Annotated in this window: 22 protein-coding genes; 7 read left to right on the top strand and 15 right to left on the bottom strand. The window is 47.0% G+C overall.

Annotated features, from left to right (window positions below; translation table 11 throughout):
• Positions 1-62: 62 nt before the first annotated feature.
• Both PSI22_RS05650 and ppiA read right to left on the bottom strand, forming a co-directional pair.
• Entirely contained in the window at positions 63-638 is a 576-nt protein-coding gene (locus PSI22_RS05650) for an aminodeoxychorismate synthase component II (protein ID WP_038189351.1), read from the bottom strand.
• A gap of 310 nt (positions 639-948) precedes the next feature.
• The gene (ppiA, locus tag PSI22_RS05645; protein ID WP_038189348.1) at positions 949-1,515 is read right to left on the bottom strand and encodes a peptidylprolyl isomerase A; all 567 of its coding nucleotides are present in this window, start codon (positions 1,513-1,515) and stop codon (positions 949-951) included.
• A 338-nt stretch (positions 1,516-1,853) separates the two neighbouring features.
• Here ppiA and yihA point away from each other — a divergent pair, with 338 nt between their 5' ends.
• Positions 1,854-2,477, top strand: coding sequence for a ribosome biogenesis GTP-binding protein YihA/YsxC (gene yihA, locus PSI22_RS05640; protein WP_038189345.1), 624 nt, complete (start codon positions 1,854-1,856; stop codon positions 2,475-2,477).
• Between the two features lie 79 nt (positions 2,478-2,556).
• On the opposite strand, the gene spfP is transcribed toward yihA, so the two are convergent.
• The 4 genes from spfP to PSI22_RS05625 all read right to left on the bottom strand — a co-directional run bounded on the left by spfP (position 2,557) and on the right by PSI22_RS05625 (position 7,819).
• Positions 2,557-2,604: a small protein SpfP gene (gene spfP / locus PSI22_RS21625; protein WP_438361642.1), complete on the bottom strand. Its 48-nt coding sequence runs from the start codon at positions 2,602-2,604 to the stop codon at positions 2,557-2,559.
• A 388-nt stretch (positions 2,605-2,992) separates the two neighbouring features.
• Positions 2,993-5,791, bottom strand: a complete 2,799-nt coding sequence (polA, locus tag PSI22_RS05635; RefSeq protein WP_273578922.1) for a DNA polymerase I — start codon at positions 5,789-5,791, stop codon at positions 2,993-2,995.
• Positions 5,792-6,200: 409 nt separating this feature from the next.
• Positions 6,201-6,824, bottom strand: coding sequence for a thiol:disulfide interchange protein DsbA (gene dsbA, locus PSI22_RS05630; RefSeq protein WP_273578921.1), 624 nt, complete (start codon positions 6,822-6,824; stop codon positions 6,201-6,203).
• A gap of 17 nt (positions 6,825-6,841) precedes the next feature.
• Positions 6,842-7,819, bottom strand: coding sequence for a serine/threonine protein kinase (locus tag PSI22_RS05625; RefSeq protein ID WP_273578963.1), 978 nt, complete (start codon positions 7,817-7,819; stop codon positions 6,842-6,844).
• A 266-nt stretch (positions 7,820-8,085) separates the two neighbouring features.
• Here PSI22_RS05625 and mobA point away from each other — a divergent pair, with 266 nt between their 5' ends.
• Positions 8,086-8,673: a molybdenum cofactor guanylyltransferase MobA gene (gene mobA / locus PSI22_RS05620; protein WP_273578920.1), complete on the top strand. Its 588-nt coding sequence runs from the start codon at positions 8,086-8,088 to the stop codon at positions 8,671-8,673.
• Positions 8,670-9,203: a molybdopterin-guanine dinucleotide biosynthesis protein MobB gene (mobB, locus tag PSI22_RS05615; RefSeq protein ID WP_273578919.1), complete on the top strand. Its 534-nt coding sequence runs from the start codon at positions 8,670-8,672 to the stop codon at positions 9,201-9,203. The genes mobA and mobB overlap by 4 nt, the downstream gene beginning before the upstream one ends.
• Positions 9,204-9,258: 55 nt before the next feature.
• Here the strand turns inward: mobB and PSI22_RS05610 are convergent, their stop codons facing one another.
• From PSI22_RS05610 to lsrA, 7 genes are all read right to left on the bottom strand, one after another.
• Entirely contained in the window at positions 9,259-9,999 is a 741-nt protein-coding gene (locus PSI22_RS05610) for a class I SAM-dependent DNA methyltransferase (RefSeq protein ID WP_273578918.1), read from the bottom strand.
• A gap of 234 nt (positions 10,000-10,233) precedes the next feature.
• Positions 10,234-10,533 carry a (4S)-4-hydroxy-5-phosphonooxypentane-2,3-dione isomerase gene (gene lsrG, locus PSI22_RS05605; protein ID WP_273578917.1) on the bottom strand — a complete coding sequence of 100 codons (300 nt, stop codon included), beginning with the start codon at positions 10,531-10,533 and terminating at the stop codon, positions 10,234-10,236.
• A gap of 1 nt (position 10,534) precedes the next feature.
• Positions 10,535-11,419, bottom strand: a complete 885-nt coding sequence (lsrF, locus tag PSI22_RS05600) for a 3-hydroxy-5-phosphonooxypentane-2,4-dione thiolase (RefSeq protein WP_038189325.1) — start codon at positions 11,417-11,419, stop codon at positions 10,535-10,537.
• 30 nt (positions 11,420-11,449) lie between these two features.
• On the bottom strand, positions 11,450-12,469 hold the full coding sequence (gene lsrB / locus PSI22_RS05595) for an autoinducer 2 ABC transporter substrate-binding protein LsrB (protein ID WP_273578916.1): 1,020 nt from the start codon (positions 12,467-12,469) through the stop codon (positions 11,450-11,452).
• A gap of 17 nt (positions 12,470-12,486) precedes the next feature.
• On the bottom strand, positions 12,487-13,503 hold the full coding sequence (lsrD, locus tag PSI22_RS05590) for an autoinducer 2 ABC transporter permease LsrD (protein WP_273578962.1): 1,017 nt from the start codon (positions 13,501-13,503) through the stop codon (positions 12,487-12,489).
• Complete coding sequence (gene lsrC / locus PSI22_RS05585) at positions 13,503-14,516, bottom strand: autoinducer 2 ABC transporter permease LsrC (RefSeq protein ID WP_273578915.1); 1,014 nt, start codon at positions 14,514-14,516, stop codon at positions 13,503-13,505. Before lsrC ends, lsrD begins: the two co-directional genes overlap by 1 nt.
• On the bottom strand, positions 14,510-16,057 hold the full coding sequence (gene lsrA / locus PSI22_RS05580) for an autoinducer 2 ABC transporter ATP-binding protein LsrA (protein WP_273578914.1): 1,548 nt from the start codon (positions 16,055-16,057) through the stop codon (positions 14,510-14,512). The genes lsrC and lsrA overlap by 7 nt, the downstream gene beginning before the upstream one ends.
• 237 nt (positions 16,058-16,294) lie before the next feature.
• Between lsrA and lsrR the strand changes: the two genes are divergently transcribed.
• The 4 genes from lsrR (at position 16,295) to PSI22_RS05560 (ending at position 20,775) form a co-directional block, all read left to right on the top strand.
• Complete coding sequence (gene lsrR, locus PSI22_RS05575) at positions 16,295-17,320, top strand: transcriptional regulator LsrR (protein WP_273578961.1); 1,026 nt, start codon at positions 16,295-16,297, stop codon at positions 17,318-17,320.
• Between the two features lie 71 nt (positions 17,321-17,391).
• On the top strand, positions 17,392-18,984 hold the full coding sequence (lsrK, locus tag PSI22_RS05570) for an autoinducer-2 kinase (protein WP_273578913.1): 1,593 nt from the start codon (positions 17,392-17,394) through the stop codon (positions 18,982-18,984).
• 241 nt (positions 18,985-19,225) lie between these two features.
• Positions 19,226-20,227, top strand: coding sequence for an AAA family ATPase (locus tag PSI22_RS05565; protein WP_273578912.1), 1,002 nt, complete (start codon positions 19,226-19,228; stop codon positions 20,225-20,227).
• Entirely contained in the window at positions 20,224-20,775 is a 552-nt protein-coding gene (locus PSI22_RS05560; protein ID WP_273578911.1) for a hypothetical protein, read from the top strand. Before PSI22_RS05565 ends, PSI22_RS05560 begins: the two co-directional genes overlap by 4 nt.
• Positions 20,776-21,355: 580 nt before the next feature.
• Here the strand turns inward: PSI22_RS05560 and gorA are convergent.
• Both gorA and PSI22_RS05550 read right to left on the bottom strand, forming a co-directional pair.
• Positions 21,356-22,708 carry a glutathione-disulfide reductase gene (gene gorA, locus PSI22_RS05555; RefSeq protein ID WP_273578910.1) on the bottom strand — a complete coding sequence of 451 codons (1,353 nt, stop codon included), beginning with the start codon at positions 22,706-22,708 and terminating at the stop codon, positions 21,356-21,358.
• Between the two features lie 158 nt (positions 22,709-22,866).
• Positions 22,867-23,709: a 23S rRNA (adenine(2030)-N(6))-methyltransferase RlmJ gene (locus PSI22_RS05550; RefSeq protein WP_273578909.1), complete on the bottom strand. Its 843-nt coding sequence runs from the start codon at positions 23,707-23,709 to the stop codon at positions 22,867-22,869.
• Between the last annotated feature and the right edge of the window lie 52 nt (positions 23,710-23,761).

Raw genomic sequence — 23,761 nt, 5'->3', positions numbered from 1 at the left:
ATAAAAAATCACATAAGGGCAAATAAAAAAACAGCCGGTGAGGAAAATGCGATAGTATCTGGTTAATATCTGAGAAAATTATTCAACAAATCATGTCCCTGTTCACTGAGAATGCTTTCAGGGTGAAATTGCACACCTTCCAATGGCAAAGTACGGTGACGTATTCCCATAATTTCATCTACATTACCGTTATGCTGACTCCATGCGGTCACTTCAAACGACGCTGGCAGGGTTTCAGCAGCAATCACCAGAGAATGATAACGGGTAACAGTCAGTGGACGGTTCAATCCTTTGAATACTCCTTGTTGATTATGGTGGATCAAGCTGTTTTTTCCGTGCATCACCTCGCGGGCTTTGACCACACTCGCACCAAAAGCCTGCCCAATAGCCTGATGCCCGAGGCACACACCGAGGATTGGCAACTTGCCGGCAAAATGCGAAATGGCCTCTAGTGAAATCCCTGCTTCATTTGGCGTACAAGGCCCCGGCGAAATCACTAAATGTGTGGGCGCCAACTTCTCGATATCTTCAAGCTGTAATTCATCATTACGCTTAACTAAAACATTTGTCCCTAACTCGCAAAAATATTGATATAAATTGAATGTAAAAGAATCGTAGTTATCTATTATTAATAGCATAGGAGTATATCCTACTGATTTTTATAGTTTTATATATTGCCCTACCCTAGCGGGCATTGTGCATTCTGTATTTCGATAAAATCAGGTAAAGCAGCATCAACAGCAGCGGGACGCTCATCATACCACAGACGTATTTTTAAAATAGTAGGATAGCTTACCAGCAAACAGCAGCATTCACCCATGATGAGAGCTTGACGTGAAAAGATAACGCAGGTGAAAGGGGAAGACGGCACTCAAAAAGCGAATGGCACAATACAAATACCGTCTTACTTCCTAGGTTTCAGGCAGGAAAACCCGTTTTCCTATTGAATTAAGGTGCAACTTTGGCAGAAAGGATCACAATCGGTTTCACGGGGACATTTTGATAAGGGCCAACATTTTCTGTTTTGACCTGAGACATTTTATCAACCACATCCATACCTTTTACGACTTTACCAAAGACAGCATAACCAAAATCACGCTGACCGTGGTCAAGGAAGGCGTTATCGGTGACATTAATGAAGAACTGGCTGGTGGCACTGTCTTTATCTGCGGTACGTGCCATCGCTATTGTGCCACGCAGATTACGCAAACCATTATCTGCTTCATTTTTGATTGGCGCTTTGGTCACCTTCTGCTTCATGTCTTTTGTGAAGCCACCCCCCTGAACCATAAACCCGGGAATGATGCGGTGAAAAATGGTGTTGTTATAAAACCCTTCATTGACATACTCAATGAAATTTTTTGTGGTGATTGGCGCCTTGTTACTATCCAGCGCAAGCTCTATTTCCCCTGCTGATGTTACCAGCTTCACATGAGTTTCGGCAGCCAATGCCGGAGCTGCCATCACACTGATAGCACATGCAGCCATAAGCGACACAAAAATACGTTTAAACATTAATGGTTCCTTTATTTTTGAGGTCAATTACAAAACTCATAACAACAAAACTTATTAAGTGTAATTCCCTATAGAACTAAGTTCCAAAGATTTACCTACATTTACGAGTAAGCAGCTATTTGTTGAGATGAATTCTATCTGAATGGCTATTATGGTCTCATAACCTGAATTTTGTTTATGTGGGGAATAACGTTATAAATGGCGAGAAATATAGAGTATTAAACCAAAGGGTATACAATACAGATATCGTGCAATTAGTAGTTACACCTGTCCACAAGCCGCTGCTCTAGGTATAATCAGCGCGCTGTTTTCGTGTATTCCTCAGGGAGATAACCATTTTGACCATCAAAAACTACAACTATCACATGACCCACTTTGTCACGAGTGCACCTGACATTCGCCACCTGCCTCAAGATGTGGGTATTGAGGTCGCGTTTGCCGGTCGGTCGAATGCGGGTAAATCCAGCGCCCTGAATGCACTGACTAAACAAAAGAGCCTTGCTCGCACCAGTAAGACCCCGGGGCGTACTCAGCTTATCAACCTGTTCGAAGTGGAAGAAGGTATTCGGCTGGTTGACTTACCGGGTTATGGCTACGCTGAAGTACCAGAAGAGATGAAACGCAAATGGCAGAACGCACTGGGAGAGTATCTCCAGAAACGTGAGTGTCTGCTGGGGTTGGTGGTTTTGATGGATATCCGTCATCCACTGAAAGATCTGGATATGCAGATGATCGAATGGGCAGTCGTGATGCAAGTACCCGTTATGGTTTTGCTGACGAAAGCGGATAAATTGGCATCCGGCGCCCGTAAAAGCCAATTGGCGAAAGTCCGTCAGGAGCTGGCTTCTCTGGGTGGCGAGATTCAAATTGAAAATTTCTCTGCCCTGAAAAAAATCGGCATCGATCAACTTGAGCAGAAACTTGACTACTGGTTCAACCAGCCTGCCATTGAGGTGGAGTGAGCTTCACCTATCCCCTAAAGCCGTGCATCGCGCATAAAAAAACGCCCCAGTCAAAAGAAATGACTGGGGCAGCTAATATTCAGCTAAATCCGATTACGTGAAGTAAAAGGTCTGAAAGATAGAACATCTTACCTCTGTACCCTACGCGAACAACTCTACCCTATTTTTTTCACCAGAAAAAGATTTTTTTGTAACTAATTTTCATGTGATACCGTGATTCAGCCGCAATTATTTCGCTAAATCGGGTCATTACATCATTTTTTATGTAGTTTAATTACATATTTGTGAGATCTAGATCTAATCTCAAACCTAAGCTAAATTCTTGTTACAAGCCCTTTCGCGGCATTATGAGGATAATTTCAGGCCGTTAAATAAACAGTCATTCCATCAAAATACTTCAATAAAAAATTAGCCCCATAAAATTCTGCACCATAACAAAAAAGCCACTTTTTTTGTGGCTATTTTGTTTACTTTTCAGATTTTTGACTGACCAAGTGGCTGTTTTCATCCGTTAATCAATGAGCTTGATCCCAGTTGATCCCAATTCCCACATCTACTTTTAACGGCACATCAAGCTGCATACTTTTTTCCATCAACTCACTGATTTTCTGCTCCGCTGTCGCCAGTTCTGATTCATGAACCTCAAATACCAGTTCATCGTGCACCTGCATAATCATGCGCACATTTGGCTGCTCACTGACGATCCAATTATCCACCGCGATCATTGCCAGTTTGATGATATCCGCCGCCGTTCCCTGCATTGGCGCGTTAATCGCCTCGCGTTCAGAAGCCTTGCGGCGCATGGCATTGCGTGATTTGATATCCGGCAGGTAAAGGCGACGCCCTTCCAACGTTTCAACAAAACCATGCTCAGCCGCCTGCTGGCGTGTACGTTCCATATAGGCCAGTACCCCCGGATAGCGTTCAAAATAGAGATCCATATAGCGTTGAGCCTCTCCGCGTGGAATACCTAACTGGCGGGATAGACCAAACGCACTCATGCCATAAATCAGACCAAAATTGATCGCCTTCGCACTACGGCGCTGTTCGCTGGTCACTTCTTCCAGTGGCACGCCAAAGACTTCAGCCGCCGTCGCACTGTGAATATCCTTACCCTGCGCAAAAGCCTCCAACAAGCCCTTATCCTGTGACAGATGCGCCATAATCCGCAATTCTATCTGCGAGTAGTCCGCCGCCATGATGCGATAACCTTCCGGTGCAATAAATGCCTGACGGATACGTCGCCCCTCGTCATTACGGACAGGAATGTTTTGCAGGTTAGGATCACGGGAAGAAAGGCGTCCGGTCGCTGTCACTGCCTGATGATAAGAAGTGTGAACTCGTTTGGTGAGCGGGTTAACCATCTGCGGCAGTTTGTCGGTATAAGTGGATTTCAGTTTTGCCAGACCGCGATGTTCCAGAATTACCCGCGGCAGTTCATGGTTATCTGCCAGTTCTTCCAACACTTCTTCATTGGTCGATGGTGCCCCATTTGGCGTCTTTTTCAGTACAGGCAGGTTCAGCTTTTCAAAGAGAATGACCTGTAACTGTTTTGGGGAAGCCAGATTGAACTCTTCACCCGCCAGTTCATAAGCGGCTTTTTCCAGTTCTCCCAGCCGCGCAGTGATTTCCGTTGAGTGTTCAGCCAGGGTTTGGGCATCGATCAGCACGCCAGTTCGCTCTATGCGGGAAAGCACTGGCACCAATGGCATTTCGATGTTCTGGAAGACGCTTTTCAGCGCCGGCACACTGTCTACTTGAGGATACATGGCTTGGTGCAGCCGCAAAGTCACATCCGCATCTTCAGCCGCATATTTTGCCGCTTCTTCCAGCGAGATTTGATTGAAGGTAAGCTGCTTTTTGCCCTTGCCCGCGATTTCTTCAAAAGTCGTGGTTTTATATCCCAGATGACGATCTGCCAGGCTATCCATGTCATGCCGTCCGCTTACACTGTTCAGGACATACGACTCCAGCATCGTATCAAAAACAATGCCATTCAAAGCGACGTCGTAACGTGCCAGCACCCCACGATCAAATTTCAGGTTCTGACCAATTTTAGGCAGGTTTTCATCTTCCAGCAGGGGTTTTAATGCCGCCAGAACTTCATGCAAATCCAGTTGTTCTGGTGCATCGAGGTAATCATGCCCCAACGGCAGATATGCCGCTTCAACCTCTGATTCTCCCACCGCAATAGCAAAAGACATGCCCACCAGATTGACCGTCAACGTATCAAGGCCATCTGTCTCAGTATCAAAAGAGAAGGCCGGAGCCTGTTTCAGCTTCACAATCCACTCATCAAGGGATTTTCGGTCAAGGATAGTTTGGTAATTTTCCGACGAAATATTGACAGCCGCCGGTGCGCTGCTGGTGGTGGCTGAGTCAGTCGTAGCGCCTGCCGCAGCGGACTTTTGGCTATTACCTTCCAACCAACTGCCATTCTGTACATCGCTCAACCAACGTTTGAATTCATAGCGGCTGAACAGCGCCAGCAGTTCATCGCTGTCAGGGGCTGTAACCGCAAGCTCCAGACAAGTTTTATTCAGCTCAACATCCGTTTTAATCGTTGCCAATTGATAAGAAAGGTAAGCCACCTCTTTGTGCTGCTCCATTTTCGCCCCCAGCGTTTTGGCTCCACGGAAGCTGAGTGTCACGATCTCATCAAGTCTGGCATAGATATCATCCAGACTGCCGATGCCCTGCAATAATCCCAGCGCCGTTTTTTCACCGACACCCGGTACGCCGGGAATATTATCGGAGGAGTCTCCCATCAGAGCGAGAAAATCGATGATCAACTCAGGTGGAACACCATATTTCTCCGAGACCCCTTCCGGCCCCAGAATGGTGTTAGTCATGGTGTTAATCAGCGTGATATGGGGCGTAACCAACTGAGCCATATCTTTATCGCCCGTACTGATCAGAACGGAACGCCCTTCTTTTTCCGCCTGCAAGGCCAGTGTACCAATGACGTCATCAGCTTCGACACCCGGCACAACCAGAATTGGCAGCCCCATTGCCTCGACCATTTTATGCAGTGGTTCAATCTGCCCACGTAAATCATCCGGCATCGGGGGACGATGAGATTTATATTCAGCAAATAACTCATCACGGAACGTTTTGCCCTTGGCATCAAACACGACCGCCACATGACTGGGTTTATACTGGATGATTAAGCTGCGCAGCATATTCAGGACACCATACATGGCGCCCGTTGGTTCTCCCGCACTATTCGTCAGCGGAGGAAACGCATGGTATGCACGATAAAGGTATGAAGAACCATCAACCAAAATCAGGGGATTGTCTGCTATCTGTGCCATAAAATTTTCTTCGTCGTTCTGTGGGATGATTAAAGAGTAGAATGCCATACTGTGTCGTTATAGACGAATTTTGCGATAATTTTCTCATGCTGACAGGCTTTTTCTGACAAATATTCTGATGAATGAATTGTGGATAACTTTGTGCACAAAAAATTAGCACATAAAACAGATTTATGTTTACCCCCCTAAAAAATGAGTAACAGGAGGTAAAAATCAATAGATTACGCGGAATATTAAAGAAATATTACAATGACTTAAAAATCACTGACTTGTGGATATAACCGGAGTTTATGTTATGAAAGGGGCTTTTCAGCAAGTATTGTGCCAGCTTTATCATGGCTGGCACAATACACGTATTATTTTATATTAATACTAACGTGCCTGTTTAATTACAGCCGTGGTTTCCGACTTATTTTTTTGTCACCAGATAATTCACTACATCAGAAAAGCCCTTGGCATACCCAGTCACTGTCGCCGGCTCAATACCATCATTTTTAATCTGGTACTTGCCATTCACATAAACAGCAGGAACCCCTTGCAGTTGTAGATCGCTAGCGGCCTGACGCTCTTTGGCTGCCACCGATTTCACAATAAAGCTGTTCAACGCCGCATCATACTCTTCACCTGACACACCTGCTTTGATAAAAGCATTACGGATATCGGCCTTGCTATTGATGGTTTGGGTTTTCTGGATACCCTCAAACAAAATTGGGGTGACTTTATCCTCAATTTTCATGACGATGGCAACCGCCCACGCCTCTGTCAAATCTTTCCCCAAAGGCCCGATAAAATCGACGTGGTAACGCTCATGAGTGACACCTGCTGGCAAATTCTTCTCAACGGTACTAGGAACATGGTAAATATTTTCAAACTGGTAGCAGTGGGGACAATAAAAGGAGAAAAATTCTAAAACCTGTGGCTGATTGGCCACTGGATTTTTTAATTCAACGTATTGTTTATCTTCAGAAAAACCAGAAGCACTGGCATTAAATACCATAAATACTCCCACCAGTGCTAACCAAAATGTCTTCATAATGTTCTCCAGTAAAATTAATACATCGGATTTAGCTGTAAAGGGGGTGCCTGTAACAGCCGAATTTGTTCAGAAAAAAGACTCACCTGGCCATGCCAGAAGTCGCTGTCGGCCATCCACGGAAAGGCTTTTGGAAAAGCCGGATCTTGCCAGCGACGGGCAACCCAAGCCAAATAATAGACCATTCTCATCGCGCGAAGTGGTTCTATCAGTGCCAATGTCTTTGGATCAAAATCCGTAAACTGGCTATATGACTCAAGCAGAATATCCAATTGGATCAAGCGTTCTTGCCGTGAGCCATTGAGCAGCATCCACAAATCCTGAATCGCCGGGCCATTGCGGGCATCATCAAGATCCACGAACCATGCCTCATCACGCCATAGGATATTGCCAGCATGGCAATCACCATGCAGCCGTAATATCTGCCCATCAGAATACCATGCTTCTTCCACCGTTTGATTTAACTCATCCAACGCAGCAAAGAAGGCATTTTTATGTTTAGCAGGAATTAATTTACATGCAGATAGATAGCGGTATGGCTGGTATAAATATTCATCCAAACCAATAGTTGGACGGGTAGAAAATATTTTCTGGCGACCAATTTGATGCATTTGCCCCAGCAATCGCCCAACATCTTCCAACTGATCAAAGTTATCAGATTCATACTGACGTCCACCCACACTGGGGAAAATGGCGAAGAAGAACCCACTATGATTCAGTACCGTCTGCCCGGCAAACACCAGAGGCGCCGCAACGGGCAAATCTGCCTGCTGTAATGCCAGTGCAAGATCATGCTCTTCTTGGATCTGCTGCTGGCTCCAGCGCTGCGGTCGATAAAATTTCACGACATAACGTTTACGATTTTCATCCATGAACTGATAGACGCGGTTTTCATAGCTATTCAGTTCAGTTAAGCCAGAATCAATATACAGACCCGACTGCACCAACGCATCCATGATTAAGTCCGGTGTAATATTCCGGAAGTTAAAAGCCATTTGTTCCGTCACAACCCTGCTCTCTCTTCATTAATCTTTAATAATGCCTCTGGCACGCAGCAAAGCCGTCTTAAAATCTTCTTCATTTTTAATTCCTTATAAATGGCTATACAAATTAGCAAGGATAATGACTTAGAGAAAGAGTTGGTCTGTCAATAAGCGTAAAGGTTATACTCCCTTCCATGAAAGCATTGTTACATATTGATTTACAAAGGTTATAAATCAAATAATTAAATATTTCATTGCCAAATATCAGGTGAGTTAACATGACGCATCCAAAAATGAGTGGCGCAATTCTGGCCGGAGGGCTATCTACCCGCATGGGGGGAAATGACAAAGGATTATTGCCATTCGACGGCGCACCATTATACCAACACATTGCCACAAGATTGCAGCCGCAGGTGCAAGAACTGTTGATTAACGCCAACCGTAATCAGGCGCTTTATCAGCAGAGTGGTTATCCCATCATACCGGATATCATCACCGATTTTTCTGGGCCACTGGCAGGTATGCTGGCGGTATTGAAGAAGGCCATTCATGAATGGGTGATCTTTGTCCCCTGTGATGTGCCAGATTTCCCCGATGACCTTGTGGAAAAACTGTGGCGTTATCGGCAGCATTCATGGGCAGTTTATGTCCATGATTGCCAACGTGCCCATCCCACACTGGCTTTAATGCACCGCAGCCTGATCCCCCGCCTGGAAAGCTACCTGGCACTGGGAGAGAGAAAGCTGATGTTTTTTATGCAGATGATTAAGGCAAAAGCGGTTTATTTTCCCTATCCCGACGCCTTCACCAATTTAAATACACCGGAAGAATACCAGCATTGGGAATATTTCCAGGAGTCAGCATGAACCCGACGACATTGCCGCTGCTCGGCATCACCGCCTATAGTGGAACAGGTAAAACAACACTGCTCAAGCAGATCATTCCGCTATTGCGCCAGCAGCATATCCGCGTGGGGTTGATTAAGCACACTCACCATAATATGGATGTCGATCAACCGGGCAAAGACAGTTATGAGCTGCGTAAGGCAGGGGCAGCACAAACGTTGGTCGCCAGCCAGCAGCGTTGGGCATTGATGACAGAAACACCAGACTTGCCAGAGCTGGATCTGCACTATCTCGCCAGTCGGTTCGATGCAGATTCCCTGGATCTGGTTCTGGTCGAAGGCTTCAAGGAAGAAGCCATTGCAAAAATCGCTCTCTATCGCCACGGCCTGAACATTGTCTTTGATCAGATCCTTGATCCCCATGTTATTGCCGTTGCCAGCGATACTCCGCTGGCAATCACATTTCCTCAACTTGATATCAACCAGCCACAACAGGTAACAGCGTTTATTGTGGCGTGGTTGAAGGGAAGAAACGCAGGAAAGCATAGCTAAAAGCCAATATGCTATTCCTGATAGCTTTGTAACCAAACATAAAAAGAGCAAACCATCAGAACTGACAGGTAAAGCCTATATTCAGATTATTTCGTTGGAAAATATCCCAAAAACCCTCGGGATAACGTTTGAAATCATTCTCTAACAGCTTAGGTTTTTGCCATTCAACTCGACTGAACCCTGCCTTTTGAATAGCGCGTTCATAATCCTCATGGTTCCATCGATAGAAAATAAGGAGGCTTGGTGGTGTCGTTAAAAATTCCACGTGATAATAGGCACCACCTTTGCATGGCTCTTCACTCAGGATATTGATACCATAAATATCGTAGTTACCCTGATTGAAGCGGAAAGCGGGTGAAACCGTATAAGCAACTAACTTACCTGAAAGTTTGAGATGGCTAGCGACGACCTGAAACATTTTTTCCAAATCGTCAATCGATTCAGCATAATTGAACAACCAAGCCGCAACAATGATATCAAACTTGCCAAGTGATTCCATATGGCAGACATCTTGCACATGAAATTCTATATCATCATTATGCTGTTCCGACTTTTCTCTGGCATGCTCTATCATTGCTTCAGAAATATCCACACCAACGACTTTTGACGCTCCACGTTTGCGTAACTCTCGACCGAAATAACCATATCCACAGGCCACATCCAGAACCGATTTTCCACTGACATCACCAACCATACTGAGTATGGTACGAACGTCTATTTCACGTTGAGGTGTGTCTTCTATGAATTGCTCATAACGTTCTCCAATAGCATTATAGGCTGCATGTTTTTTCGACATGATTATTACTCCCCTGATAAACGGATAATGATAATCGCTCCGATTTTCTACTGTGCAGTTGAAGGGGCTTCATATCTTTATGAATGGCATCTAATTTTACTTGATGGTGCCAATGGCAGATAAAGCTAAAAATTCAAAAAAGTGCAAATATGAGCAGCATTAGGCAACCGCATTTTCAGAAAACAGCCCACAGATTATGTTGCGGGCTGTGCATATATCAATCATGTTATAACGCTATTTCCCTTCCGGCATCAAGCCAATAAACGTTATTTTTTTCCTTGGCTCGGTCATCAACGCTTCCAATCTCTCGACACAGCGCAGGTAATGAGGCGTTTTTTTATGGGCGGCCACTGCGGCTTCATCAGCATAGGCTTCATAAACATAAAAGCGGGTCGGAATATTTTCATCCCGCAGCACATCAAAGCGTAAGTTGCCCGGCTCTTTGACCGAACCAAGGTGATTATCACGAAAAACCTCGATAAATTCGTCAATCTTGTCGGCTTTAACGTTGATTTCGACTAACGTGACTTGCATATTATTCCCCCTTAGCCTTTTCACTCAGGAACAGTTCATAAGCCTGCGCTGGCTTCTCATTGTGATGAACCACCGCCTGAACCGCTTTCAGCATGGCTACCGGCGCTTCGGACTGGAAGATATTCCGTCCCATATCAACGCCGGACGCACCCTGATCAATCGCCTGATAGCACATCTCCAACGCCTCTATCTCCGGTAATTTCTTGCCGCCTGCAATCACAATCGGCACAGGACAGCCTGCTGCGATCCGTTCAAAACCGCTATCAACATAATAGGTCTTGATAATGTTCGCCCCTATTTCAGCGGCAATACGGGTCGCCAGTGAGAAATAACGCTGGTCACGCGCCATATCCTTCCCGACGCCTGTCACGGCCATTGTCGGCATACCATAGCGCATTCCCTGATCCACCAGCTTGATGATGTTCTTGATGGATTGATGTTCATGCTCAGAACCAATATAAACTTGCGCCGCCACGGCGCACACATTCAGCCGAAGCGCATCCTCCATCGCCACAGCCACCGCTTCATTGGACAACTCAGTCAAAATCGAATTAGCGCCGGATGCACGCAGTACCACGGGTTTATTGGTTGCAGGTGGAACCTGACTGCGCAGAATACCGCGGGTACACATCAGTACATCAGTGTGCTCAAACAGCGGGGCGATATTGATATCAATACGCTCCAATCCCGTGGTCGGCCCCTGAAAATAACCGTGATCAAACGCCAGCATCACCGTTTTATTGGTCGCTGGATTAAAAATCCGCGCCAAACGCGACTGCATTCCCCAATCCAGCGCACCGCTGCCTTTCAATTCAAACAGAGTGTTCTTTTGGGGTGTATCAATACCAAAATCTTTACCGTCTTTGATGTCATCTAAATCTGCCATTTCTCTCTCCAGAAGGTGTCAGCCCATAAATTAGAAATCGTATTGGTTGATGTTTTCGCTGGTAAAAATCACACGCTCCGGCATCACAACAATGCCGTTGCCTTTCGCTTCATAGCGGTATCCCTGTACGCTGTTGGGTGAAATCTCCAGTTTGCCGATATTTGGAATATCTAACTGATCCCCTACATTCAGATCGCCTTTTTTCAGCATTTCATCGGCAACGTGAATGGCTATCTTGCCCTGCTTGACGACATCCCACAGACCGAACTGTTTGACCGTACCGCTTGCAACGTAAGGGCGCATCACATTCGGGGTACTGAACCCGACGATCGCGACATTCTGGCGTTTCAGGTTCTCCGCAGCCTGCGCCGCAGCAGGCAAAGCATTGGCATCCGGAGCGATAATCACATCCAAATCCCCCCATGCTTTTAAAATGCCTTCCGCCGTTTGCAAAGATTTGGTGGCATCGTTATAGCCAAATTGGGTGGTCACAATTTCCCAGTTGGGATGCTCCGCCGCAATCTTGGCTTTCGCTTCTTTCACCCATTGGTTTTGATCCGTCACCGTCGGGCTGGAATAAAAAAACGCCACTTTTGCTTGGTCTTTTTTCACCTGACTAGCGGCCATCTCCACCAGCATTCCGCCCAACTGTTTTGGTGTGCCTTGATCAATATAGATAGAGCGACATTCAGGTGCCGTATCTGAATCCCATGTCAATACTTTGACACCGCGTTGCATAGCGCGTTTCAAAGCCGGACACAAACCATCCGGTGATACCGCCGATACCACAATCGCGTTATAGCCTTGATTGACGAAATTATTGATAAGCTGAACCTGCCCCGCGACACTCGGTTCGGTCGGGCCATCGTAAGTGACGTCAACGCCCAGAGCCTTACCCGCCTCTACCGCACCTTGCCCGCCACTGGTGAAGAAGCCGACACCGACCAGCTTCGGAATAAACGCAATTTTCTCAGCCGCCTGTACCCAGGAGACACATAACAGACTTAATGCACTGGCCAGAACCCATTTTTTCAGTGTTGGTGCTTTCATGCTTATCTCCATCTCTTTTATCGTTCAGGGATATTTTGTGGCAAAACCGAAGCTCGCCGGCGTTGCCACCAGTCACGGATTTGATGGCGATGCAGAGAAACAGAGCGCCCGACCACCGCCGCAATCAGCAGAGCACCGGACAGCGCGCTGGATATCTGGTTCGGAATGCCCGCCATCTGCAATCCTTGCTGCAAATAGCCCACCAGCAGGACAGCCAGCGCAGTACCCACAATGGAACCAGAACCGCCATAAATATTAGCACCGCCCAGAACCACGGCAGTGATAGCAGGCATCAGGAATGAACTTCCCAAATCAGAACGGGCTGAACCGAAATAAGACACCAAAATGATCGCCGCCAGCGCTGAAGCCAGACCCGTCAAGGCATACAGCAGGCACAGAGTTCTGTTCACGGGGAGCGCCCCATAACGGGCGACGCGACTATTCTGACCAATCAGAAACACATTGCGGCCACGGTGGGTACGGTGCATGAACAGCCAGAACATCAGAACGCAAAATATGAAGATAACCAAAGGAACAGGCAGGCCGAGCAGCGTCAGATTGGCAAAATCGGTAAAGGCCGCAGGAAAGCCACCAATGCCTTCATAACCTGTCGCACCCGATAGCCCGGACAGCAATAACGCACTGCCACCAAACAGGTACATCGTTCCAAGCGTGATCACCAGTGGATTCACGCCGGTATAGAAAATCAGCGTGGCATTGATCAGGCCACACAGTACACCAACGATCAGCGTCAAAGGGATCGCAGCAATCATCGGTAACCCCGCCTGATGCATGATCCCCAAAGCAATCGCACACAGGCCGATCACCGCGCCAAAAGAGATATCAATCCCGCCACTGACGATCACCATCGTCAACGGCAGGGCAACAATGCCAATGCAGATAAAATCACTGGTACTGAACAACAACACGTTAATATCCAGCATCCGTGGGTTTGCGATGCCAAACAGCAGAATTTCCATTACCAGCAGAACAGCAAGAGCCATTTCCCAGCCATAACGTTGCAACGTATTCATCATGGCCTCTCCTGTTTCTTTGCCGGGCTTTTTATCGGCTCCAGAAAACGGGCATAACGTTGCTGACGTAAATTCTTTTCAACGGCACTGCGCAGACGTCCGTCAAAGACCAGCACAGCCAATAAAACCAGACCGGCAATAAAATCATTCCACCATGCCGGCAACCTTAGCAGCACCAATACACTGTCGATTTGAGTCAGGAAATAGGCCCCGAAAATCGCCCCAACCACGGTTCCCATTCCGCCCAGCAGACTGATGCCTCCCAATACACAAGCGGCAATCGCTTTCATTTCCAGCCCGTTGCCCGTTTGATTCGGAATAAAACCAATCTGAGCCACAAAAACAATACCTGCCAGTGCAGCCACCACGCCATTCGCAGCAAAAGCCGTGATACAGATCATATTGACAGGAACGCCAAGCTGACGAGCCCCCTGCTGGTTATCGCCAGTGGCATAGAAGCCACGGCCAAAATCGCTTTTCTTCAACAGCCACGTCATCGCCAAAACCAGCAATATCAACAACCAGCCAATCGGTGAGATACCAAATAAGTCCGGTCTGGCAAGCGCTTTCACATCAGCCGGCAAACCTTCGATCCATTTACCGCCCGTCAGCAATAGCATCAGGCCTCGATATAAGCCAAGGGTTCCCAAGGTGGCAACAATAGCCGGAATTTTCAGCCATACCACCAGCACCCCATTGACCAATCCCGCCACCATGCCGACCAGCAGCGTCATCAAACACGCTATCGGCAGCGGCAATCCGCCATTAAGCGACATGCCCAACACCACCGCACATAAGCCCGTTGTTGAACCGACTGACACATCAATATTGCGCGTGAGCATCACCAACGTTGCCCCCAGCGCCAATAACATCAAAATCTGCGCATTACCAAAGATCATGCCCATCGTCTGCACGCTGAAAGCCTGCCGATCAAGACTACCCAACAGCAGAAATAATCCCAGAATGGCGATCAATGCCGTAACTTCGCGGTTGTTCTGGATAAACTTCAACATGATGCCTCCTCACCAAAAGCAAGATGCATAATCGCATCCACACTCATACTGGCTTTATCCAGATGCCCGCAGATCTCCCCTTGATGCATCACCAGCGTTCGATCGGCCAATTGCACGATCTCATCGAGATCAGAAGAGATCAGGAGAATAGCCACCTGCTGGCTGGCGATACTGCGAATAAGCTGGTAGATATCCTTGCGTGCAGTCACATCAACACCGCGTGTCGGCTCATCAATAATCAGAACGGCAGGCTTAGCTTCCAGACATTTGGCGATCAACATCTTTTGTTGATTCCCGCCCGACAAGGTACGTACAGGCTGATTGATATGACTGAAGCGAATATTGAGCGCCCGGCGGTAACGTTCAAGCACGGCCGCATCATAGGCGGGGCGTGTCCAGAAAGTACGGCGGCTGTGCGTCAGTGCACAGACATTCCAACTGAGCGGTGCATCAAGAAATAAACCGGACGCCTGCCGATCCTCCGGCAGGTAAACCAACCCGGATCGCAATCGGGCGGCCGTATCCCGTTGATTGATCACCTGCTGCCGAAAACGGATCTCTCCCTGCACAATCGGGCGTAATCCATATAATGTTTCCGCCAGCTCCGTTCGTCCGGCGCCTACCACTCCTGCCAGGCCAACGATCTCCCCTGCATTCAGATTCAGAGAAATGTCACGAAATCCTTCGCCACACAGCGAAAAAACCTCAAGGACAGACTCCTCCCGATTGATGGCAGAAGCCCTGTCGCTACCTTCCAGCCACAGTTTCTGCGACCCGGCTAACGCGGCTGTTTTCGCCTCCGGCGTAATGGCCTGAATGATCGTTTCTGTCGAAAACGCGACAGTTGCCCCACTAAGCGCAATACCACCATCGCGCATCACACTGACATAATCAGCAATCTGACGGATTTCCGGTAATTTGTGGGAAATAAAAATGATCCCCACCTGTTGCTGCTGCAACTCACGAACCCGCTCAAATAATCGCTCCGTTTCTGCCGGCGTCAGCGAAGCTGTGGGTTCATCAAGGATCAAAATACGGGAATGATGCATCAGCCCGCGCATAATTTCCACTAACTGCTGATCCGCCACATTCAGGCTGCCAGCCGAGGCATTCAGATCCATCGAACAATTCAACTGAGTCAGTAATTGCTGCATCCGGCTTTTGCTGGCTTGATGTTTAGGCAGTCGGAATAAAATATTTTCCTGAACAGAAAGACTGGGAAATAACAAAGGTTCTTGTGGCACCAAATAGATGCCCAATTGATGCGCCTTGGCAGGTGTCAGATGACTGACAGAACGGCCATCCAGCATCAGCGTTCCCGCATCCGGCTGCTCAATACCGGCAATGATTTTCATCAGCGTAGATTTACCTGCGCCATTGCCGCCGAGCAAGGCATGAACCTGCCCCGGAGTCAGTGTGAAATCAATATGTTTCAATACCGCCAGACCGGAAAATTGCTTACTGACTCCACGAACCGCCAAAAGAGGGACACTGCCAGAATCATTTTGGGAAGGCATATTGGTGGTATTGTTCTGTGACATTACGGCACCTCATGGCGTTACAAACTTCGTTTTGCGGACACGGCAATTGAACATTTATTAATTTAAAATACTTTTGTTCACAACTCTAATTCATAATCTGAAGTTTTTGCAATATTTCTATCACATTTTGTGAAAAAGTTAGATCTCCATTAAAATATGTTCAAATTTTTGCGATCGCCCTCTAGCACATCAGAGGCTTTCATGCTTAATTCTTTGCCAGTGGATAAACAAGTTGTTATGTCGATCAAACCAACCAAGAAGCAATCAGTATCAGAGAGAAGCGTGTTATCCGAGGAACTTTCTTATTCAGATAATAACCATTCAGGTCATGGCTATTCAGGAAACAGCATGAGTGAAGAAGAACTACTGGCTCGCATAGCCTGGTTTTACTATCACGATGGTCTGACTCAAGGAGACATCGGTGAATTGCTCGGCCTCAGCCGCCTCAAAGTCTCCCGCCTGCTGGAGAAAGGACGGCAGTCTGGCGTGATCCGCGTGCAGATCAATTCACGCTATGAAGGGTGTCTGGAATTGGAAGATACACTGCAAAAACGCTTTAATCTCAAGCAGGTTCGTGTACTGCCGGCTCTTGACGGAATAAACCTCAACACCCGTCTTGGCGTCGGTACTGCCCACCTGCTGATGGCACTGATTGAGCCTAATCAGCTACTGGCTATCGGATTTGGCGAAACCCCGATGTGTACTTTACAGCACCTGAGCGGGTTTATTTCGTCCCAACAAATCCGGCTGGTGACGTTGTCTGGCGGCGTCGGCCCTTATATGACGGGGATTGGTCAGCTCGATGCAGACTGCCCTGTCAGCATCATTCCTGCACCACTGCGGGCGTCAACTCACCAAGTCGCCGCGACGTTCCGCGAAGAACGCAGTGTGCGGGATGTAATCTTGGCTGCCTGTGCCGCAGATATCGCCGTGGTAGGAATCGGAGCGATCAACCAGCGACAGCAAGCGACCATCATGCGTTCCGGCTATATCAGCGACGGAGAACAATTGATGTTTGGTCGCAAAGGAGCGATTGGGGATATCCTCGGTTATTTCTTCAATGCAGAAGGTGAATTGGTCAGCAATATCGATATCCATCAGGAACTGATCGGTATCTCCCTGCCAGAGCTGAAAACGATCCCGAATGTGATCGGGGTGGCGGGGGGTATTGAAAAAGCCGACGCCATCGTTGCCGCACTGAAAGGGGGCTATATTAGCTCACTGGTAACCGAAGAACAGACCGCAAGAGCCATGCTGACGTAATCGACTAACACTGCTTATCCATCCCCTGTGCCCTATCGAACAAAAAGATAACGACAGACGAGGATAGCATCATGAATCAACGCGCTCACGCTCACCCATCAGGGAAGTATCTGATGGCGCTTGATGCAGGAACTGGCAGTATCCGTGCAGTAATATTTGATCTCGAAGGAAATCAGGTCGCCGTTGGACAGGCTGAGTGGATCCACCAGCCTGTACCGAATGTCGTAGGTTCAATGGAATTCGACCTGAAAACCAACTGGCAACTGGCGTGTCAGTGTATCCGCCAGGCACTGAAAAAGGCGGAACTGCCTGCCAGTGCGATTCAGGGCGTTGCCGCCTGCTCAATGCGGGAAGGCATTGTTCTGTATAATCGCAGTGGCGATCCCATCTGGGCCTGTGCCAACGTCGATGCCCGCTCTGGTCATGAAGTCAGCGAGCTGAAGGAGCTTTACGACAATACCTTTGAGTATGATGTTTACCGTTACTCCGGTCAGACTCTGGCGCTGGGCGCAATGCCCCGTCTGCTGTGGCTTGCGCATCATCGCGCGGATATCTATCGGCAGGCCAGTACACTCACTATGATCAGCGACTGGCTGGCTTATATGCTCAGTGGCGAGCTGGCGGTTGATCCCTCCAACGCAGGCACAACGGGAATGCTGGATTTAGTCAGCCGCAATTGGCGCCCTAACCTGCTGGAAATGGCCGGACTGCGTTCCGATATCCTTTCCCCCGTCAAAGAAACCGGCACCCTGCTCGGTTACATCACCGGAAAAGCAGCGGCAGAATGCGGCCTGAACAGCGGCACACCCGTCATTATGGGCGGCGGCGATGTCCAACTCGGCTGTCTCGGCATTGGTGTCGTCAAACCCGCTCAGACCGCCGTACTCGGGGGCACTTTCTGGCAGCAGGTCGTCAACCTGCCAGCCCCGATCACCGATCCCAACATGAACATCCGCATCAACCCGCATGTCATTCCCGGCATGGCACAGGCGGAATCCATCAGCTTTTTCACCGGCCTGACCATGCGCTGGTTCCGCGATGCCTTCTGTGCGGAAGAAAAACTGATGGCGGAGCGGCTGGGTGTTGATGCTTACAACCTGCTGGAAGACATGGCGGCACGCGTTCCCGCCGGAGCTTATGGCATCATGCCGATTTTCTCAGACGTCATGCGCTTTAAATCGTGGTATCACGCGGCTCCTTCCTTCCTCAACCTGTCGATTGATCCGGAAAAATGCAACAAAGCGACGCTATTTAGAGCACTGGAGGAAAATGCAGCCATCGTCTCGGCCTGTAATCTTGATTTGATTGCTGATTTTTCTGGAGTGAAGCCAGACTCGCTGGTCTTTGCCGGCGGCGGTTCCAAGGGCAAACTTTGGTGCCAGATCCTCGCTGACGTGACAGGCTTGCCGGTACGAGTTCCTGTGGTTAAGGAAGCAACCGCGTTGGGCTGTGCAATTGCGGCGGGCGTGGGGGTTTCATTGTACGACTCACTGCCTGAAACCGGGGAAAAACTGGTACGCTGGGAGCGGGAATATCAGCCGGATTTGACACATTGGGAGATTTACCAAAAAGCGAAAAAAAATTGGCAAGCGGTGTACGCAGACCAACTTCATCTGGTAGATGACGGGCTGACGACATCGCTGTGGAAAGCGCCGGGGTTGTAAGTTTTACAGTAAGCCTGATCTTGGCCTTATAATTCAGCACGCTTTTCAGCACTTGAATTAGCAATCCTCATCCGCAGTTACACTCCCAGAGGAACGTATCTCTGGGCATTGTACAGGTGGGTTTCACTATAATATTCAAACATAACAGCCAAATTACCCACTTAAAGATTAAATATGACAACTTGCTCATCAATACCAAAGGCATTATTCTTTAAAAAAAACAAGTGAATAGGAGTACGCCATGTTTAACACCTTAAAATTAGCAAATTTTGGTGCTTTCAAGCAGGCTGAGTTCGAGTTTTCTTCTGGGATAAATGTTTTCATCGGTGAGAACGGCACCGGTAAAACACACTTAATGAAGATACTCTACTGTTTGCAGCAGCAAGGTCGTGATTCCGATTCATTAAAAAAGAAATTAGCTAATGTATTTCGGCCAAGTGGTGGTAATGTTTCCAGACTAGTTACTCGCAAAAAAGGTTCAACAAGTGCATCAATCAATCTTGAAGATTCGAGTGGCCAAACACTCATTCTTGAGTTTGATAATACTCGCCATAACCGCTTCATCGTTGAAGGTAAACTTGATTTACCGAATGAACCGGTTTTTATACCAGCAAAAGAAGTACTGTCATTTGCTCCAGGATTTATCTCGTTATACGACAAGTACGAACTGGCATTCGAAGAAATTTATTACGACATCATAAAACAAGCCTATTTACCCACTCGTAAGGGCATGCCGCTTAGAGACGAACAACCCCTGTTAGAATTGATCCGCAAAACAGTGGGTGGACGTGTCAGCCTCAAGGGTGAAGAATTTCAACTGACTTCAGGAAATTCCAAACTGGAAATTTCACTCGTCGCTGAAGGACACCGCAAATTAGCTTTAATTTGGCAACTCATTCACAATGGGTCATTGTTCAGTAATAACACTCTGTTTTGGGATGAACCAGAAGCCAATCTTAATCCCTCACTGATGCAAAATGTCGCTAATATATTAGTGATGTTAGCTGAGCGCGGTGTACAAGTATTTGTTGCCACTCATAACTACGCTTTTTTAAAAGAGCTGGAATTCGCTAAACATAACAGCGAGTTAATACGTTACTTTGCACTAGAAAAGACAAAACACGATGGCGTTGTAAGCCACATGTTTGAACACTACAAAGATGCCTCTCCGAATAAAATTGCAGATGAATATTTACGCTTATATGACCTTGCAATCCAGCATTCATTGGGAGATGTGCGATGACAATACAAGCGCATCCTGAATGGGTTGAAGGTGATCTTTATTTTGATTTTTCTAAAGCTCAGTCAGTAAGGAAATTAGATGCAAAAGGCCCAGATGGTCATGGCTTAAGCCATTGTCTAAAATCTGTCGATTTTGTCGTTGAATGGTCAAACCAACTGTGGCTGATAGAAATAAAAGACCCTGAACATGGAGCAATTCCCGCACATCTTAGAGTCAAAGAACAGGATAGATTTCGACGCAAGCTACAAAGCGACAAACTTATAAATGAAGAGTTATTTCCTAAGCTACGTGATAGTTTGATATATCTCAGTCTGGATCAAGGTATAGCAGAGAAGCCCATGCGATATATCACTCTTATTGGTTTATCATCATTACAGCCTGCTGAACTTGATGGATTACAAAATAAGCTGTGGCAGACTAACTGGGTAAAAGGCCCTGAAAGGGGATGGGGAAAATCTTTTGAAATACATTGTATGACTGTACAGCAGTGGAACCGGTTGTTACCTCAGTGCCCAATCACCAGAAAAAGCGAACAACCCATCTCATAATCAATAAAAGACTGAACAAACATGAAGTTTTCTGATTATCACTTTGGTGACATCAGATGCCGAGAAAATTTTACTTATTAATAATCTGTTTTCGAACCCTGTCTACTTCCAACGTAATAATATTACACTTACTATGAGAACCTACGTAATGCAATCCAGAGAAATTCAATAAATCTGGCGGCATGTTTTATATTTAGTGTGAGTGAATAGCACTTAAAAGCTCAAAATTGATCAAATTTAATTAAAAAAAACAAAAATGGCTTATATTTGGACCAATTAATCATATAAGTTCTATTTTTGAGCTTTTTTTATTATTTAAACCCACTTTTAGGCCATATATGGACTTTAATTGCATTATTTGGCTATCAGCAACGCCTTAATCGAATGCAAGTGCTTGATATTTAATCTACGAAAAATATCCTCCTGCGAGGAGCATTATCAGCACTTTTAGCGAACGTGAACCGTCTGTTTGGAAGCTCTACTTATTGAATATATAACCGTAAATTTAATAGGTTATGAGTCTGACAACTCATAACCTTAAAATAGTGAATTTCAACGATGACATAAAAAAGAAATAAAATTATCTCATCGTCACAAATTCTTCTGCTGCCGTCGGATGGATCGCCACAGTATTATCAAAATCCTTCTTCGTCGCCCCCATTTTCAGTGCAACTGCAAAGCCTTGCAGGATTTCATCCATACCAAAGCCGATACCGTGAATGCCGACAATCTTCTCATCCGCCCCCGCACAAACCAATTTCATCCGGCATGGCTGACGGTGTTGCGTCACGGCAGTATACATCGCAGTAAATGACGAAGTATAAACCTTAACCTGATCATCACCATACTGTTCCTTGGCCTGCGGTTCCGTCAAACCTACCGTACCGATTGGCGGGTGGCTGAATACCACCGTTGGCACATTGGTGTAATCCAGATGCTCTTCCGGCTTGTTATTGAACAGACGCTCCGATAGACGACGACCTGCCGCAATTGCCACCGGCGTCAATTCCACTGCACCCGTGTTATCGCCTACCGCATACACGCCTTTGATATTGGTATTCTGATATTTATCGACTGGGATATAACCTTTCTCATTCAACTCAACACCAGTGGCGGCCAGATTCAGATTATCAGTCATCGGCTCGCGACCAATCGCCCAGATCAGCGTATCAACCGTCTGCTCTCTGCCATCCTGCAATTGCAGCGTCAGGCTGCCATCAGCATGTTTAATCACGGCTTTTAATATCGCTTCCGTATGCAGTGTCGGCCCTTCATTTTTGATAACTTCCAGCAAGGTCTCGACAATCAGCGGATCGAAAGAACGCAGCGGCGCATGTTTGCGCACAAACAGATGCGTTTCACTGCCCAGCGCCTTCAAAACACCAGCAATTTCCACAGCGATGTAACCCGCACCTACCACAGCCACGCGCTTTGGCATTTCATCCAGTTCAAAGAAACCATCAGAATCAATACCATATTCCGCTCCCGGAATCGCTGGACGCACCGGACGCCCACCCGTAGCAATCAGGATATGGTCAGCGGTAATTTTTTCTCCATTGACCTCGACTGTATGCGCATCAACAAAACGGGCAAATCCCTGAATGACATCGACCTTATTATTGCCCAGTACACGCTCATAGGACTGATGAATACGATCAATGTAAGCCGTACGACTGGTAATCAATGTCTTCCAGTCAAAACGATTTACCGTGGTATCAAAACCATAATCAGGACCATATTGATGAATAGATTCCGCAATCTGGGCGGCATGCCACATCACTTTCTTTGGTACACAGCCCACATTCACACATGTTCCGCCTAGCGCTTTCGCTTCAATCAGGGCGCACTTCTGCCCATACATGGCAGCACGGTTCATGGAGGCAATACCACCACTGCCACCACCAATTGCAATATAATCGTAATGTTTACTCATCTTAGGTCACTTCCGTCTAATCAATTAACTTACAAGTACAAGCTAAAGTTCAATCTGGCGTTTATTATGACAAAAAGTTATCACCGACTCTGGATGGTTCTGGCTTTCATTGCTATAGGCCACAACTATTTGATGATAATGCAGTTTTTGACAGGTACCTATTCAGGCACCACCCATGCCACAGAGGTATGCCCTATTCCTTCAGGAACCAGTACTTGATGCAGCCAAGGCAATACCGCCTTCATCTGCTGCTCCAGCTTCCATGGCGGATTAATGACGATCATACCGGACGCCGTCATACCACGCTGATCACTATCAGGACGTACCCCAAGCTCGATCTGTAAAACCCTGCGAATGCCTGTTGCTTCCAGATCCTTGAGCATACGTTTAATTTGCTGACGCAATACAACCGGATACCACAGCGCATAAGTACCAGTCGCAAAGCGCTTATATCCTTCCAAAATACCCTTAACGACATTCTGGTAGTCGGATTTCAGTTCATAAGATGGGTCAATCAGCACAAACCCGCGGCGACTTTTGGGCGGTAGTTTTGATTTCAACTGCTGATAACCATCTTCCCGCAGAAGGCGAACACGTTCATCACGGGAAAATTCACTGCGTAACAAAGGAAAATCACTGGAATGCAATTCACTCAAGTTAAGCTCGTCATATTCCCGCAATAAATGGCGGGCAATCAGCGGGGAACCTGGGTAATAACGCAGAACACCATGCGGATTCAGCGCCTTTACCGCGCCCATATACGCCGTCAATTCCTCGGGAATATCATCACGCTGCCAGATACGGGCAATACCTTCCAGATACTCCCCTGTACGCTCGGCATGTTCCCCGCTCAACTGATAACGGCCTGCGCCTGCATGGGTATCCAAATACAGGAAAGGTTTCTCTTTTCCCTTCATTGACTCAATGATCAGGCTTTGCACAGTGTGCTTCAGCACATCCGCGTGGTTGCCGGCATGGAAACTGTGACGATAACTTAGCATTAATTTATTTCCTGTTGATTTTTAATAAGTTTTAGTTAGACATAAGGTGAAT

Source organism: Xenorhabdus aichiensis, assembly GCF_028598775.1.
Classification (GTDB): domain Bacteria; phylum Pseudomonadota; class Gammaproteobacteria; order Enterobacterales; family Enterobacteriaceae; genus Xenorhabdus; species Xenorhabdus bovienii.
Note: the sequence above shows the minus strand (reverse complement) of the source record. Positions and strands in the feature narration are given on the sequence as shown.